Consider the following 14,903-nt stretch of genomic DNA (forward strand, 5'->3'; position numbering starts at 1 on the left):
TCCGAGGCCGAACTGGTCGAGCACTACGGCGTTTCCCGGATGACGGTCCGGAACTCCTTCTCGATCCTCACGGGCGAGGGCCTGGTCCACGCCGAGCACGGCAAGGGCGTCTTCGTCCGCCCCCGGCCGCCCGTGCGCCGGCTCGCCTCCGACCGCTTCGCCCGCCGCCACCGCGAGCAGGGCAAGTCCGCGTTCATCGCGGAGGCCGATGCCGCCGGCAGCCATCCGCAGGTCGACAGCCTGGAGGTCAAGGAGGAGAAGGCGAGCCAGGACATCTCCACGCGGCTCGGCTCGGTACGCCGTGTACTCGCCCGGCGTCGTCGGTACCTGCTCGACGGGCGCCCGGTGGAGTTCGCCACGTCCTACCTGCCGCTCGACATCGCCCGCGGCACCCCGATCGCCGAGCCCACCCCCCCGGCCCCGGCCCCGGCCCCGGCCCCGGCGGCATCTACGCCCGTCTCGAAGAGTTGGGCCACCACCTCGACCACTTCGAGGAGGAGATCCGCGCCCGGATGCCTTCGCCCGCCGAGGTGAAGACGCTGCGCGTGGCCGCAGGCGTGCCGGTGATCCACCTCGTCCGCACCGCCTTCGACAGCGAGGGCCGGGCCGTGGAGGTCTGCGACACGGTGATGGCGTCCGACGCCTACGTCCTCTCCTGCCAACTCCCGGCGACCTGATCGGATGGGCTGCGGTACACCTTTAGGAGGTCAGCTTGCTCTCGTCGTCCTCCGGGGCGGGAGACGCGAACATGTGGCCGATGTTGTTCCACATGAAGCCGGCCGACCAGGCGGACTCGCCTGCGACCCAGCCGAGGAGTGCTTGCAGAACCTTGTCCTGCGAGACCGTCTGCGTCTGGAAGTGCTCCGCGGGCACACCGTCGCGGTACTCGAGTCGGTAGGTGTTGTTGTCGCAGAACCACACCTGGATGTACCAGTCGCCCTCGCGCCCCTCGTCCTGCCGCTCCAGGGTCAAGTACCGATTGTCGCGTTGGAGGTTGGCGAGCATGGTTCCGATGGCCGGCTTCGAGGGTCGCTTCACCTGGTAGCCACGGCCAGTCGTCGCAATCAGCATGGGTGGATTCTGGCGGGTGGGTCTGACAGTAGAGCAGGGCGTCCCTCTGAACTCGTACCCACCGATAGATATCGCCATATAGACGAGTTGCCAGGTTGCGTGGCGGCGACGACCCTACTGACTGAGGCGCCCGAGCCCAAGGTCCGTGACCGGCAGACGGGCGAGATCGCGAGCGGCGCCGTCAGCGGCGAGGTGCTGATGACGAGCGGAAACGCTCCAGGAGCACATCAAGCGGTTTCCACCCGTGGGGATCACACTGCCTTGGACGCGGGCGAACGGCCGGTCCGTGACCAAGCACCTGATCTTTACCGGCCCCCACGGCGGTCACGTCTGGCGCACCTCGCTCAATGAGGACCGCTGGAAGCCCGCTCTGGCATCCGTGGGCGTCATCTCCAAGACCGAGCAGCCGGACGCGGGTCCGGAAGGCTCTCAGTCAGGCATTCCGGCCGGCGCAGGAACCGCCGCGCTGAGGTCCCACCGGGGGCCCAGGCCGTGAAAACGCCCCCGTCCCGCGCCGTATGCGCAGTTCGGGGGCGTGATCGCACGACTTACTTCTTCTTGCCCTGGTTCTTCACGGCCTCGATCGCGGCCTTCGCAGCCTCCGGGTCGAGGTACTTGCCGCCGGGGGTGACCGGCTTGAAGTCGGCGTCGAGCTCGTAGTACAGCGGGATGCCCGTCGGGATGTTCAGGCCCGCGATGTCCTCGTCCGAGATGCCGTCGAGGTGCTTGACGAGGGCGCGGAGGCTGTTGCCGTGGGCGGCGACGAGGACCGTCTTGCCGTCGATGAGGTCGGGGACGATGTCGTCGTACCAGTAGGGGAGCATGCGGACGACGACGTCCTTGAGGCACTCCGTCTGGGGACGCAGCTCCGGCGGGAGGTCCGCGTAGCGGGCGTCGTTGAACTGGGAGTACTCCGCGTCGCGGGGGAGCGGCGGCGGCGGGGTGTCGTAGGAGCGGCGCCAGAGCATGAACTGCTCCTCGCCGAACTCGGCCAGCGTCGCCGCCTTGTCCTTGCCCTGGAGGGCGCCGTAGTGGCGCTCGTTCAGGCGCCAGCTCCGGTTCACCGGAATCCAGAGGCGGTCCGCGGCCTCCAGCGAGAGCTGGGCCGTGCGGATCGCGCGCTTCTGGAGCGACGTGTGGACCACGTCGGGCAGGAGATCGGCGTCCTTCAGCAGCTCGCCACCGCGTACCGCCTCCTTCTCGCCCTTCTCGTTGAGGTTGACGTCCACCCAGCCGGTGAACAGGTTCTTCGCGTTCCACTCGCTCTCGCCGTGGCGGAGGAGGATCAGCTTGTACGGTGCGTCGGCCATGCCTCAGAGCGTAATCCACCCCCAAGACGGGTCGCCGCGCCGCCGACGGTTGACGGCTTCTGTTAATCCGGTGGCTTCCGACGACCTCGCCTCAGTAAGTTGCACCTACCGCACGCGCCACTTACCGGGGGGTCCCTTCATGTCCACCGCCGCACCAGGCCGGCTGATCGCCGCCGCCCGGTCCTCCGTCTCCGGGCTCCCCCGCGCCTTCTGGTGGCTGTGGGCCAGCACGCTCGTCAACCGGCTCGGCGCGTTCGTCGCCACCTTCATGGCGCTCTACCTCACCCTCGACCGCGGCTACTCCGCCTCCTTCGCGGGTCTCGTCGCCGCCCTGCACGGCCTCGGCGGGGTCGTCTCCTCGCTCGGCGCCGGGGTGATGGCGGACCGGCTCGGCCGGCGGCCCACCCTGCTGATCGCGCAGGTCGGCACCGCCGCCTCCGTCGCGCTGCTCGGCTTCATGCACGACCCCGTCGCCATCGCGGCCGTCGCCTTCCTGGTCGGCGCCGCCAACAACGCCTCCCGGCCCGCCGTGCAGGCGATGATGGCGGACATCGTGCGGCCCGAGGACCGCGTACGGGCGTTCTCGCTGAACTACTGGGCGCTCAACCTCGGCTTCGCGGTCTCCTCCGTCGCCGCCGGTTTCATCGCCGAGTTCAGCTATCTCGCCGGGTTCCTCATCGAGGCCGGGATGACGCTGGCGTGCGCGGTCCTCGTCTTCCTCAAGCTCCCCGAGTCCCGGCCCGCACCCGTCGCCAAGGAGGCCGGGGAGCCGGAGATCGGCCTCGGTACGGTACTGCGCGACCGGCGCTACATGGCGGTCGTCGGCCTCTCCTTCCTCGTCGCCCTCCTCTTCATGCAGGGCTCGGTCGGCCTTCCGGTCGCGATGGGCCAGGCCGGGTTCTCCCCCGCCGACTACGGCACCGCCATCGCCGTCAACGGCGTCCTGATCGTCGTCCTCCAGATCCCGGTCACCCGCTTCATCGAGCACCGCGACCCGCGCCGCCTGCTGGTCGTCTCCTCGCTGCTCGCGGGCTACGGCTTCGGGCTCACCGCCTTCGCCGGCTCGCTCGGCGTCTTCGCGCTCACCGTCTGCGTGTGGACCCTCGCGGAGATCGTCAACGCGCCGACCCAGACCGGCCTCGTCGTCCGCCTCTCCCCCGTCCACGGCCGCGGCCGCTACCAGGGCGTCTACAGCCTCTCCTGGTCCGTCGCCGCCCTGGTCGCCCCCCTGATGTCCGGCACGGTCATCGACCACCTCGGCGCCGAGTGGCTCTGGGGCGGGTGCGCGGTCATCGGCACGGTGGCGGGGCTGGGGTACGCACTGCTGATGCGGGGACTCCCGGCGGAGGAGGCGGAGATCGCCCCCACGACGGTCCCGGCCCGCCCCGCCGTGGAGAAGGCGGCCTGACCCGCGGGGGCCGGGAAGGCGGGGCGCGGACGTGACGGCCCCGGCCGTCCACCGAGCGCGCCCGACGGGGGCCGGCCGGTCTACGGGTGCATCCTCGCCCCCTTGACCACCTTGTCCACCCCGCCCTTCGGGCCGTACACCGCGAGGCCGACCAGATCCAGGTCGGCGGTGGGTACGGCCCGTACCGCTGCCCGGTTGTCGGTGTCGTTTCCCGTCGAGAAGAGGTCGGCCGTGAAGATCGCGCGGGGCAGGGCCCGGGTCAGGGTCCGGGTGTGGGCCGCCCTCAGGACCTCCTTCGTGGCCTCGAAGACCAGCACCGGCTGGCGGAACATCGGGAGGTAGGCGATGCCGTCGGCATCCTCGTAGGGTGCGCCGATCACCTCGGGTACCTGGCTGCCCAGGCCGCTGACCAGGAACGACGTGACGTTGAGGCGCTGCCAGGGGGCGAGGTCGTCGCGGAGGAGTACGGCGATCTTGGTGTCGAAACGCAGGGGCTGTCCGTCCATGCCCCGAGACTGCCGACCACGCCCCGCCCGGGTCTTGTACGTTTCTTGCGTGGCCGCTGACCAGCCGGAAGTCTCCGCGTGGCGCCCTTCGGTACCGGGCGTCGTGGAGGTCTTCCACGCCCGGTTCACCGAGTACGCGTACCCGATGCACGTGCACGACGCCTGGACGCTGCTGATCGTGGACGACGGCGCCGTACGGTACGACCTCGACCGGCACGAGCACGGCACCCCGCGCGACACCGTCACCCTGCTGCCCCCGCACGTCCCGCACAACGGCTCCCCCGCCACCCCGCACGGCTTCCGCAAGCGGGTGCTGTACCTGGACGGCAGCCGGCTCAGCCATGATCTGATCGGTCCCGCCGTCGACCGTCCCGACCTGCGGGACCCGGAACTGCGTGAGCACGTGGGCCGGTTGCACCGGGCCCTCGCCAGCCCGGGGGACGAACTCGCCGCGGAGAGCGGGCTCGTGCTCGTCGGTGAGCGCCTCAGGGACCATCTGCGTCACCGCGGTCCCGAACCCCCGCGTCCCGACCCGCTGTTGGCCCGCCGGCTCCGCGAACTTCTCGACGAGCACCTCGCGGACGGCCTCACCCTCACCACGGCGGCCGCGCTGCTGCACGCCCATCCCGCCCACCTGGTACGGGCGTTCAGCGCCGCGTACGGCATCGCCCCGCACCGCTACCTGACCTCGCGACGGGTCGGCAGGGCCAGGCGGCTGCTGCTGGACGGGCTGGCTCCGGGCGAGGTGGCGGTGGCGTCCGGCTTCTACGACCAGGCCCATCTGACCCGGCACTTCAAGAAGTTGGTCGGGGTCACACCGGGCCGCTACCGCAACGGCGCCTGATCCGGGCTCAGTCGCGTTCGATCAGGTGCGTGAAGGCGTCCAGGTTGCGCGTGGACTCCCCGCGCGAGACGCGCCACGCGTGCTCGCGGCGGATCGCGGAGGCGTACCCCAGTTCCAGCAGGGTGTTGAAGGCGCCGTCGGCCGCTTCGAGGATCTGGCCGAGCAGGCGGTCGACCTCCTCGGGGGTGACGGCGGCGAGCGGGAGGCGGGCGGTGACATAGACGTCGCCGAGCCGGTCGACCGCGTAACTCACGCCGTACAGCTTGAGGTTGCGCTCCAGGAGCCAGCGGTGGACGCCCGCCTCGTTCTCGTCGGGGTGCCGGATGACGAAGGCGTTGACGGAGAGGGTGTGGCGGCCCACCAGCAGCGAGACGGTGGTGGAGAGCTTGGCGGTGCCGGGGAGTTTGACCACGTAGGAACCCGGTTCGGGGTTCTCCCACTCCAGCTCGGCGTCCTTCAGCGCGTCCTCGAGGGTGCGCGCGGCCCGTTCCGTCGCCTCGGTGTCAGCCATGCTGCGAGCGTACGCGACGGCGGTGGGACTGGGTCGCGGCCGCGTACACGTCGGCGGTGGTGGCGGCGGAGGCGTCCCAGCCGAAGCCGAGGGCGTGCCGGGCGGCGGCGGCGCCCATGCGGTCCGACAGGGCGGGGTCGTCGGCGAAGCGGCGCAGCACGCGCGCGTAGTCGGCGGGGTCGTGGCCCTGCACGAGGAAGCCGGTCTCGCCGTCGCGCACGGCCACCGGCAGCCCGCCGACGGCGGCGGCGACGACCGGTGTGCCGGCCGCCTGCGCCTCGATGGCGACGAGCCCGAAGGACTCGCTGTAGGACGGCATGACCAGCACGGACGCGGCCCGGAACCAGTCCGCGAGCTGCTCCTGCCCGACCGGCGGCCGGAACCGTACGACGTCCGCGATACCGAGCCGCGCGGCGAGCTTCTGCAGCCCCTCCGGCTTGGCGAGCCCGCTGCCGCTGGGCCCGCCGACGACGGGGACGACGATGTTCCGGCGCAGTTCGGGACGCTCGTCCAGCAGGTGGGCGACGGCGCGGAGCAGCACGTCGGGGGCCTTGAGGGGCTGTATGCGGCCGGCGAAGAGCGGTATGAGCGCGTCCTGGGGCAGGCCGAGGCGGGCGCGGGCGGCGGCCCGGCCGTCCAGCGGGCGGAAGCGGTCGAGGTTGACGCCGGGGTGGACGACGGCGACCTTCGCGGGGTCGGCCTCGTAGTGCCGGACCAGCTCCGCGGCCTCCTCGGCGGTGTTGGCGATGAGGCGGCGGGCGGCGGAGACGATCTGGGTCTCGCCGATGACGCGGGCGGCGGGCTCGGGGGTGTCGCCGGTGGCCAGGCTGGCGTTCTTGACCTTGGCCATGGTGTGCATGGCGTGCACCAGCGGGACGCCCCAGCGCTGGGCGGCGAGCCAGCCGACGTGGCCGGAGAGCCAGTAGTGGGAGTGGACGAGGTCGTAGTAGCCGGGGCGGTGGCCGGCCCACGCCTGCATCACACCGTGGGTGAAGGCGCAGAGCTGGGCGGGCAGCTCCTCCTTGGCCAGGCCCTCGTAGGGGCCCGCGTCGACGTGCCGGACGAGCACGCCGGGGGCCAGTTCGACCTTGGGGGCGAGGTCTTTGGAGGTGGCCCGCGTGAAGATCTCGACCTCGATGTTGAGGGCGGCCAGCCGCTGGGCCAGCTCCACGATGTAGACGTTCATCCCGCCCGCGTCGCCGGTGCCGGGCTGGTGGAGCGGCGAGGTGTGCACGGAGAGCATGGCGACCCGGCGTGGCCTGCGGTGCAGCCTCAGCCGCGGGGCGGTCGCCGGAGAGCGGCGCCCGAGCCTGCTGACGTACTGGCTCACTGGGGCTTCCTCCTCGCTCGGGCATGCCTGCCGGAGGACCGTCCGAGTCCTCCGAGGGGTGCAACAGCGGAGGGGGTTCTTCCCATTTCCCGATCAAGCGGTTTTACCCAATCATGACCTGTACTCGCTCAACCGTTCGGCCGGAGGTCGTCACCGCGCCCGCTTACCCTCATAGACATGGCATCCCGCACGACCCGCCCCGTAGGAACGGTGACGCGCGGGACGACCAACCCCAACCGGCTGCGCCGCATGGACCGCTGGATCGCGGCCACGCACGGCCCCGAGCTGCGCCGCGCTGCCGACCCGCTGGCCATCGACCTCGGGTACGGGGCCGCGCCCTGGACCGCCGTCGAGCTGCTCGGCCGGCTCCGCACGGTCGCCCCGCACGCGCGCGTGGTCGGCGTCGAGATCGAACCGGAGCGGGTCGCGGCGGCGAAGCCGTACGAGCGCGAGGGGCTCGCCTTCCGGCACGGCGGCTTCGAGATCCCGGTGCCCGGCCGCCCGCTGCTGATCCGGGCGGCCAATGTGCTGCGGCAGTACGACGAGGAGCAGGTCGCCGCCGTGTGGCGGGGGCTGTGCGCGCGGCTGGCCCCGGCGGGCGACGGCTCGCGCGGCGGGCTCCTGGTGGAGGGCACCTGCGACGAGATCGGGCGGCGGCACGTCTGGGTCGCGCTCGGTCCCGAGGGGCCGCGCACGGTCACCTTCGCCACCCGGCTCGGCTCGCTGGAGCGCCCCTCCGACCTCGCCGAACGGCTGCCGAAGGCGCTGATCCACCGCAATGTGCCGGGCGAACCGGTGCACGCCTTCCTGCGCGACTTCGACCGCGCCTGGGCGGCCGCCGCGCCCTACGCCTCCTACGGCGCCCGCCAGCGCTGGCTGCGCACGGTCCGGGACCTCCGGGCCGACTGGCCGGTGACGGACGGGCCGGCGCGCTGGCGGCAGGGGGAAGTGACGCTGGCCTGGGAGGCGTTGGCGCCACGCTGACGCCGGCTCACCTGGCGCCGGTTCAGTCGGCGCCGGGCCGCCTGTTCGAGGGAATCGCACGGCATTCGGGAGCCGGGGGGAACGATGTCCTGGCCCGGTACGTCAGACGGGCGGGAAGATCGCGGGGAGGCGTGAGGCGCCAGGGGATGTACGACTTCGTACGACCTCTGTCACTTCGCGCGGGATCGTGGCACGATCCTGCGGACGGACCGTAAGTTACTGACGGTAAATCAGCTTGGGGGGACTGTTATGGGTAGGGGCAAGCGCGGGCTGCTCGCCGCCGCCGTGACCGTGGTGTGCGCGGTGACCGTACTGGCGGTACCGGGTACGGCGTTCGCATCGGTACCGGCGGGACCTGCCGACCCCTCCCCGGCGCCGTCCGCGAGCGCGACCCCGTCGCCCGCCGTCACGCCGGCCCCCGTTCCCGACGCCGAACTGGAGAAGGTCCGCGCGCGGCTCGACGGGCTGTACCACGACGCGGCCGTCGCCACCGACGCCTACAACGCGGCCGAGGAGAAGACGCGGAAGCAGTCCGTCCAGCTCGCCCGGCTGGAGAAGCGGACCGACGCGGCCCGGACGAAGCTGGCCGAGCTGAAGGACCAGGCGGGCGCGGCGGCGCGGGCCCAGTACCGGGACAGCGGGATGCCGCCGATGGCGCGGTTCCTGCTCAGCGACAACCCGGAGCACTTCGCCGACGGCGCCGGCACCCTGCTGAACGGCGCGCGGGCCACCAAGAAGCTGATCGCCGAGACGGACCGCGTCGAGCGGGAGCTGAAGCGGGACACCGACGACGCGGCCGCGCGCTGGAAGAAGCTGGAGCGGGACCGCAAGGACAAGGACGCCGCCCGGAAGACGATCCAGGAGCGGATCAAGGACGCCGAGAAGCTCGAGTCGCGGCTGGAGAAGAAGGAGAAGGAGCGGCTGGCCGAGCTGGAGCGGCAGGCCGCCCGCAAGGCGCAGACCGCCTGGCTGGACACCGGCGTCCTGAAGAGGAAGGCCGGCGCGTCGAGCACCGGCGCCGACGCCACCTCCGCCGGAGCCAAGGCCGTCGCCTTCGCCACCGCCCAGCTCGGCAAGCCGTACGTCTGGGGGGCCGAGGGTCCCGACTCCTTCGACTGCTCCGGCCTGACCTCCCAGGCGTGGGCCGACGCGGGCACGCTGATCCCGCGCACCTCCCAGGAGCAGTGGAAGCGGCTCACCCACGTGGACGTGACGGAGATGCGCCCCGGCGACCTCATCATCTACTTCTCCGACGCCACCCACGTCGGGATGTACGTGGGCGACGGCAAGATCATCCACGCCCCCCGGCCGGGCCGCACGGTCACCGTCGCGGGCGCGGGCACCATGCCGATCCTGGGGGTCGTACGCCCGGACGCGTGACCGGCGCCACACTCCGCCCCGCCCTGTGACCAACGGCACGCGGGCGGGCTGGAACCAAGTGAGCTTCGTCATCCCGCGCCCCCCGCCGCCCCGCCCAACTGCCGTACGGGCCAGGGCATATGACGGCGGTCTACGCGATACGGACGCCGCGCGCCCCATTCCGTCGGGGCGGCCCATGCCGCTAGGGTCACCCGACGGCGCTATGAGGACCCTCGGCGTCGCCGTGCCCTCGGGGGGAGGGAAGGAAACCAGGACATGCCCGTACCCGTACCGCGGCAGAGAGCAGTCCCGGCCGCCGAGTGCGGTCCGGCGCAGGTCTCGGCCGTAGCCCTCACCGAAGAGGCGCGCCGTGACACCGCCGCCCTCGGCGCGGCACTCACCGTGCTCCTCGTCGAGGACGACCCGTCCGGCGCGCTCGTCCCCGAGCTGCGGGACTCGGCCGGCCGGCCGATCCGCGTACGTACCGCCCGCAACCTCACCGAGGCGGGGCGGCTGCTCACTCCCGACGTCAATTGCATCCTGCTCGACCTCGCCCTCCCGGCCGCCGGCTGCGCCGACCCCGGGGACGGCGACGAGCTGGCCGTGCTCCGTCAGGTGCTGGAGCTGGCGCCCAGGCACGCCGTGATCGCGCTGACCGCCTCCGGCGACGCCGAGCGCGGCGCGGAGGCCGTGCGCGTGGGCGCCCAGGACTATCTCTTCCGCGACGAGCTGGACAGCCGGCTGCTGAGCCGCGCCATCCGGTACGCCGTGGAGCGCAAGCGTTCCGACACCGCCGAGCGGCGGCTCGCGGAGGGCCGGCTGCGCGCGCAGGAGAACCGGCGCCTGGAGCGCGGGCTGCTGCCGACGCCGCTGCTGGAGGGCGCCGCGCTGCGGTTCGCCGCGCGCTACCGCCCCGGCCGCTCGCGCGCGCTGCTCGGCGGCGACTTCTACGACGCGGTCCGCACCCCCGACGGCACCGTGCACGCGATGATCGGCGATGTCTGCGGCCACGGCCCGGACGAGGCCGCGCTCGGCGTGGAGCTGCGGATCGCCTGGCGGGCGCTGACCCTGGCCGGGCTCTGCGGGGACGAGCTGCTGGGCACGCTGCAGGAGGTGCTGGAGCACGAGCGCTCGGACGAGGAGATCTTCGCAACCCTCTGCACGGTGGACATCGCGCCCGACGGCCGCCGCGCGGGCCTCTGCCTCGCCGGGCACCCCGCCCCGCTGCTGATCCGGCCCGGCGCGACCCAGGCCCCCCGCCTGCTCCCCTTCGACAACAACGGCCCCGCCCTCGGGCTCCTCCCCGGCGCCCGCTGGCCCCGCACCCAGGTCGAGCTGGGCGCCGAGTGGAGCCTCATGCTCTACACCGACGGCCTCATAGAAGGCCGCACCTCCCCCGGCGGCCCCCGCCTCGGCCAGGACGGCATGCTCGACATGATCCACCGCCAGCTCTCCGAGGGTCTGCGCGGGGAGGAGCTGCTGCGCGCCGCGGTCAGCGAAGTCCGCCACCTGAACGGCGACGAGCTGACGGACGACGTGGCCGTGGTCCTCCTGGACCGGGTGGCTTAGGCCCCCCGACCCGCCCCCGGACCGGCGGGGCCCTCAGCCGTTGTACGGGCCGTACGGGCCGTCGCTGCTGCTGCCGCCCCGGCCCTTGCCCCGGCCCCAGCCGCCGCGGTTACCGCCGGTGAGGGCCCTGACCGCGGGACGGACGTCGACGAGGTAGACGATGCTGGCGACGGCGCCCGCGGCCGGCAGGATGGACAGGATCGAGAAGAGGTAGCTGACCACGAGGGCGATGCCCAGGATGATCAGCCAGAAGACCTTGGTCTGCTTGCCCGCCGCGCGGAACGCGTCCTCACGCCGGAAGGCCGCGTCGACGAGCGCGAACGCGGCCAGTGCCATGAGGACGATCTTCAGGAGTCCCATGAACCCCTCGAAGCCCAGCATCAGCATGTTGCCCACCGCTCCTTGCCTTCTGAATCGCTGCCGTCACGCTACCCGCAGAACGGGCCGGGCACCCCGATGGTGCCCGGCCCGTGCTCTCACGCCGTCCGCCGTCACTTGGCCGGCGGGGTCGGCTTCTTCGGCTGAGGAGCCTTGCGGGCGGCGCCCGGAGCCGGCTTCTTCGCGACGGGCTTGCTCCCGGCGGCCGGGTCGGGCTCGGCGACGGCCGGACCGGCGGCACCGGCGGCCGGCTTCGGGGTCTCCTTGACCACGCCCGGCTCGGGCTGGCCCTCGACCGCGATGGCGAGCTCCTCGATCTCCTCGGCGGCGTCGCCGCGCCAGGTCTTCACGGCCTGCTCGCCGTGCTCGGCGACCTTCTCGTACGCCTCACGCGCCTTGACGGCGTACTCGGCGGCCACGCCGACACCGCGCAGGGCGAGGTCCTGGGCCTGCTCGCCGACCTTCTTCAGGTCGACGTCGAGGTTGCCGATGAAGCCGTTGACCTTGGTCTGGATGGTCTCCTGCGCCTCCTTGGCGCGGGCGGTGGCCCGCTCCTGTACGACCTTGGGGTCGGTCCCGCGGACCTGCTCGATCCGGGCCGGGGCCTGGGCGCGCAGCTGCTCCACCAGCGAGGGCACCTTCCGGACCTGCCGGATGGCGAGATCGGCGGTACCGGCGGCGAAGTAGAGCGGAGTCGGGTCGCTGAAGGTCTTGCGCAGGTCGTCGGTGATGGCCATGGTGAAGGTCCTCCCGGATTCGCGTTCGGCTGAGGTAGGTGTGGTCCGTGTGCGGAGGCCGGAGCCCTGGTCCGGCTTCATCCGGCCGTCCGCCGCGGACCGGCATCACTGTCGGGGGTGTCGCTGGGCCGCTCTTCCGTACCGTCGAACTCCTCGGGTCGTACGGGGCCTTCGCCGCCGAGTCCGTTCTCCTTGCGGAAGGACTCGTAGATCTGGAGCAGGACCTGCTTCTGCCGTTCGTTGAGCGAGGGGTCGGCGAGGATGACGGCGCGCGTCTCCACCTCGTCCCGGTCCCGCTCGGCGTCGAGGATGCCCGCGCGGACGTACAGCGTCTCGGCGGAGATGCGCAGCGCCTTGGCGACCTGCTGCAGCACCTCCGCGCTGGGCTTGCGCAGCCCGCGCTCGATCTGGCTCAGGTACGGATTCGACACCCCGGCGGCATCGGCGAGCTGCCGCAGCGAGAGCTGGGCGTTGCGCCGCTGCTCGCGCAGGTAGTCACCGAGGTTGCCGACGTTGAGCGATGCCATGCCTCCACCATGCCCATCCTCGCTAACTTTTGCAAGCACCCTGCTTGCAAAAGTGTTGCGACCGGGGCGTGAGGAGGGGGTTTCAGCCGGTATGCCCCTGTCCCAGCTGCGCGGTACGGAGGTCTCGGCCGGCCGGAAACCGCCCGCTCCCTCCCCCGGGTGCGGAAGCATGAGGCATGCGGTCAAGCGGCTGGTATCTCACCGAAGACGTCGACGACTTCCTCGCCCGTGCCGGGGGCTTTCTCCGGGCGCGGCCCGCCGAGCACGTCATGCAGCTCACGTGGGCCGAGAGGGTGCGTACACGGGGGCGGGGGGCGTTCGAGCGGGCGCCCCTGTTCGGGGTGCTGGAGGAGGAGGGCCAGGTCGGCGGGACCTTCTACCATCTGCCGCCCCGCCCCCTCGGCCTCTCCCCGCTCACCCCGGCGCAGGCCGACAGCCTCGCCGCCCGCCTCGCGGACCTCGGGCACGCACCGGCCTCCGTCGGCGCGGACCACGACACCGCCACCGCCTTCGCCGAGGCGTGGCAGCGGTACACGGGGGCGACGCCGAGGCTCCGTGACGTGGGGGTCCGCCTGTACCGGCTCGGCACCCTCACCCCGCCCGACCCGCGGCCGAAGGGCCGGGCCCGTGTCCTCGGTGAGGGGGACCTCGACCAAGCCGTCTTCTGGTGCGGGGAGTTCGCCAAGGCCGTCGGGGAGGGCGTGACCGTCGACGCCGAGACCTGGCCGAGCACGCGGTACGCCGACAAGCGGTACACCCTGTGGGAGACCGAGGACGGCACCCCCGTCTCCCTCGCCGGCATGAACCCCCTCATCGGCGGCCAGATCCAGGTGGACATCGTCTACACCCCGGCCCACCTGCGCGGCCACGGCTACGCCGCCGCCGTCTCGGCCGAGGTCAGCCGCGCCGCCCTGGCCGCCGGGGCCCAGGAGGTCGTCCTCTTCGCCGACCGGTCCAACCCCACCAGCAACGCCCTCTACCGACGCCTCGGCTACCGCCCGTTGAGCGACTGGTCGGGATACGACCTCCTCGCCGCCGACCGAGCGCACTCCCCGGCGGACCCGGACGGCACCACCCTGGCGAGCCGGTGACCGCTCAGCTCGTCCGTGCGACCTGAGGTTCCGCCACGCCGACCGCCGCGCGCGTCCGCAGCCTCCGTACCTGCGGAGCCAGCAGCGCCGCCCCCGTGGCCAGGACCACCAGCGCCGCGCAGCCGGTCAGGGCCCAGCCGGTGCCCGCCGCCGAGGCGATCGGACCGGCGAGGAGGATGCCCAGGGGCGCCAGGGCGAGGGACCCGAACCAGTCGTAGGAGGCGACCCGGGAGAGGACGTGTTCGGGGATCTCCCGTTGCAGCGTGGTGGACCACAGGACACCGAAGACGTCGTTCGCCACCCCGGCCCCGAACATGGCCGCCGCCGTCGTCCAGAGGGGCGCGCCGAGGCTGAGCAGGAGCATCGGTACGGCGGCCGGGAAGGTGCTCAGCACGGCCACGAGGATGGGGCGCTGGACTCGTACCCGCGCCGCGAGGCCCGCGCCCGCGATGGTGCCGAGGGCCTGGGCGCCCACGATGACCGACCAGCTCCGGGCCCCGCCCTGGTGTTCGACGGTGAGGGGGCCCAGGACACCGACCTCGGCGTTCAGCGCGGCGATCACGACCGCGTACTGGGCGACGACGACCCACAGCCATTGCCGGGAGGCGAACTCCTGCCACCCTTCGCGGAGTTCGGACCACCCCGAGGCCCGTACGCGCGGACGCCCGGCGACCTTCAGGCGCGCGGTGAGGGCCGCGCTGACGACGAAGGAGGCGGCGTTGAGGGCGAGTGCCCAGCCCGCGCCGACCAGGGCGACGGTCACACCGGACAGGCCGAGGCCGAGGAGGAGGGAGGTGTTGGTGCCGACGCGGAGGAGGCCGTTGGCCCGCTGGAGCCCGTCGGCGGGGACGATCAGGGGGACCAGGCCCTCCATCGCGGGGGCGAAGAGGGAGTTCGCCGTTCCGGCCACCACCGCGAGGAGGCACATCGCGGGCAGCGGGGCGTGCCCGGCCAGCACGATGGCGGCGAGGGCCGCGTACGCGCCGGCGCCCAGGACGTCGGCCAGCATCATCAGCCGCGACCGTGACATCCGGTCCGCGATCACGCCGCCCACCAGGACGAGCGCCAACTGCGGCAACGCCTGGCAGGCCAGCACCAGCGACAGCCGGCCCGCGCTTGCTCCCGGCAACGCGAGCACCGCGAAGCCGAGCGCGACCCGCGCGAAGCCGTTGCCCAGCACGGAGACGACCCGTGCGCCGAGAAGCAGAACGAAGCGCCGGTCGCGCCAGAGGGGGGTAGCCACGGCCCCGCACCCTACGCCCGCCGGATCAACCCCAG

The 14,903-nt window shown here is 72.6% G+C and carries 15 protein-coding genes and 2 pseudogenes; 8 read left to right on the top strand and 9 right to left on the bottom strand.

Translation table 11 applies throughout. The annotated features are described in order from the left end of the window. Positions 1 to 677 (top strand): annotated as a pseudogene (locus EV284_RS28595) (GntR family transcriptional regulator); the annotation flags it as partial. Between the two features lie 22 nt (positions 678 to 699). Here the strand turns inward: EV284_RS28595 and EV284_RS28600 are convergent. Beyond that, positions 700 to 1,071 (bottom strand): hypothetical protein, encoded by a 372-nt coding sequence (locus tag EV284_RS28600; protein ID WP_242625854.1) that lies wholly within the window; start codon positions 1,069 to 1,071, stop codon positions 700 to 702. A 205-nt stretch (positions 1,072 to 1,276) separates the two neighbouring features. Between EV284_RS28600 and EV284_RS33450 the strand changes: the two are divergent. Further along, a pseudogene (locus EV284_RS33450) lies at positions 1,277 to 1,541 on the top strand (hypothetical protein); the annotation flags it as partial. Between the two features lie 78 nt (positions 1,542 to 1,619). On the opposite strand, the gene EV284_RS28610 reads toward EV284_RS33450, so the two are convergent. Next, complete coding sequence (locus EV284_RS28610) at positions 1,620 to 2,381, bottom strand: phosphoglyceromutase (protein WP_130339163.1); 762 nt, start codon at positions 2,379 to 2,381, stop codon at positions 1,620 to 1,622. A gap of 139 nt (positions 2,382 to 2,520) precedes the next feature. On the opposite strand from EV284_RS28610, the gene EV284_RS28615 reads away from it, so the two are divergent. Then, on the top strand, positions 2,521 to 3,789 hold the full coding sequence (locus tag EV284_RS28615) for an MFS transporter (protein ID WP_130339165.1): 1,269 nt from the start codon (positions 2,521 to 2,523) through the stop codon (positions 3,787 to 3,789). A gap of 80 nt (positions 3,790 to 3,869) precedes the next feature. Here the strand turns inward: EV284_RS28615 and EV284_RS28620 are convergent, their stop codons facing one another. Further along, complete coding sequence (locus EV284_RS28620) at positions 3,870 to 4,295, bottom strand: DUF2000 domain-containing protein (protein ID WP_130339167.1); 426 nt, start codon at positions 4,293 to 4,295, stop codon at positions 3,870 to 3,872. A gap of 49 nt (positions 4,296 to 4,344) precedes the next feature. Between EV284_RS28620 and EV284_RS28625 the strand changes: the two genes are divergently transcribed. Next, positions 4,345 to 5,139, top strand: coding sequence for an AraC family transcriptional regulator (locus EV284_RS28625; RefSeq protein WP_165425669.1), 795 nt, complete (start codon positions 4,345 to 4,347; stop codon positions 5,137 to 5,139). Positions 5,140 to 5,146: 7 nt separating this feature from the next. Here the strand turns inward: EV284_RS28625 and EV284_RS28630 are convergent, their stop codons facing one another. Both EV284_RS28630 and mshA read right to left on the bottom strand, forming a co-directional pair. Next, positions 5,147 to 5,650 carry a YbjN domain-containing protein gene (locus EV284_RS28630; RefSeq protein ID WP_030804386.1) on the bottom strand — a complete coding sequence of 168 codons (504 nt, stop codon included), beginning with the start codon at positions 5,648 to 5,650 and terminating at the stop codon, positions 5,147 to 5,149. Then, the gene (mshA, locus tag EV284_RS28635) at positions 5,643 to 6,980 is read right to left on the bottom strand and encodes a D-inositol-3-phosphate glycosyltransferase (RefSeq protein ID WP_130339171.1); all 1,338 of its coding nucleotides are present in this window, start codon (positions 6,978 to 6,980) and stop codon (positions 5,643 to 5,645) included. The genes EV284_RS28630 and mshA overlap by 8 nt, the downstream gene beginning before the upstream one ends. A gap of 177 nt (positions 6,981 to 7,157) precedes the next feature. On the opposite strand from mshA, the gene EV284_RS28640 reads away from it, so the two are divergent. The 3 genes from EV284_RS28640 (at position 7,158) to EV284_RS28650 (ending at position 10,892) form a co-directional block, all read left to right on the top strand. Next, positions 7,158 to 7,964 carry a class I SAM-dependent methyltransferase gene (locus EV284_RS28640; protein WP_130339173.1) on the top strand — a complete coding sequence of 269 codons (807 nt, stop codon included), beginning with the start codon at positions 7,158 to 7,160 and terminating at the stop codon, positions 7,962 to 7,964. A 249-nt stretch (positions 7,965 to 8,213) separates the two neighbouring features. After that, complete coding sequence (locus EV284_RS28645; protein ID WP_130339175.1) at positions 8,214 to 9,344, top strand: C40 family peptidase; 1,131 nt, start codon at positions 8,214 to 8,216, stop codon at positions 9,342 to 9,344. A gap of 255 nt (positions 9,345 to 9,599) precedes the next feature. After that, complete coding sequence (locus EV284_RS28650) at positions 9,600 to 10,892, top strand: response regulator (RefSeq protein WP_130339177.1); 1,293 nt, start codon at positions 9,600 to 9,602, stop codon at positions 10,890 to 10,892. A gap of 33 nt (positions 10,893 to 10,925) precedes the next feature. Here EV284_RS28650 and EV284_RS28655 read toward each other — a convergent pair whose 3' ends face one another. The 3 genes from EV284_RS28655 to EV284_RS28665 all read right to left on the bottom strand — a co-directional run bounded on the left by EV284_RS28655 (position 10,926) and on the right by EV284_RS28665 (position 12,534). After that, the gene (locus EV284_RS28655; protein WP_207229166.1) at positions 10,926 to 11,279 is read right to left on the bottom strand and encodes a DUF2516 family protein; all 354 of its coding nucleotides are present in this window, start codon (positions 11,277 to 11,279) and stop codon (positions 10,926 to 10,928) included. 104 nt (positions 11,280 to 11,383) lie between these two features. Next, complete coding sequence (locus tag EV284_RS28660) at positions 11,384 to 12,007, bottom strand: hypothetical protein (RefSeq protein ID WP_130339181.1); 624 nt, start codon at positions 12,005 to 12,007, stop codon at positions 11,384 to 11,386. Between the two features lie 77 nt (positions 12,008 to 12,084). Next, on the bottom strand, positions 12,085 to 12,534 hold the full coding sequence (locus tag EV284_RS28665) for a helix-turn-helix transcriptional regulator (protein WP_242625855.1): 450 nt from the start codon (positions 12,532 to 12,534) through the stop codon (positions 12,085 to 12,087). 176 nt (positions 12,535 to 12,710) lie between these two features. On the opposite strand from EV284_RS28665, the gene EV284_RS28670 reads away from it, so the two are divergent. After that, complete coding sequence (locus tag EV284_RS28670) at positions 12,711 to 13,625, top strand: GNAT family N-acetyltransferase (protein ID WP_130339183.1); 915 nt, start codon at positions 12,711 to 12,713, stop codon at positions 13,623 to 13,625. Positions 13,626 to 13,629: 4 nt separating this feature from the next. On the opposite strand, the gene EV284_RS28675 is transcribed toward EV284_RS28670, so the two are convergent. Next, positions 13,630 to 14,868: an MFS transporter gene (locus tag EV284_RS28675; RefSeq protein ID WP_165425670.1), complete on the bottom strand. Its 1,239-nt coding sequence runs from the start codon at positions 14,866 to 14,868 to the stop codon at positions 13,630 to 13,632. Positions 14,869 to 14,903: the final 35 nt, after the last annotated feature.

Origin of the sequence: Streptomyces sp. BK022, from assembly GCF_004217355.1 — a bacterium.
GTDB classification, from domain to species: Bacteria; Actinomycetota; Actinomycetes; order Streptomycetales; family Streptomycetaceae; genus Streptomyces; species Streptomyces griseoluteus.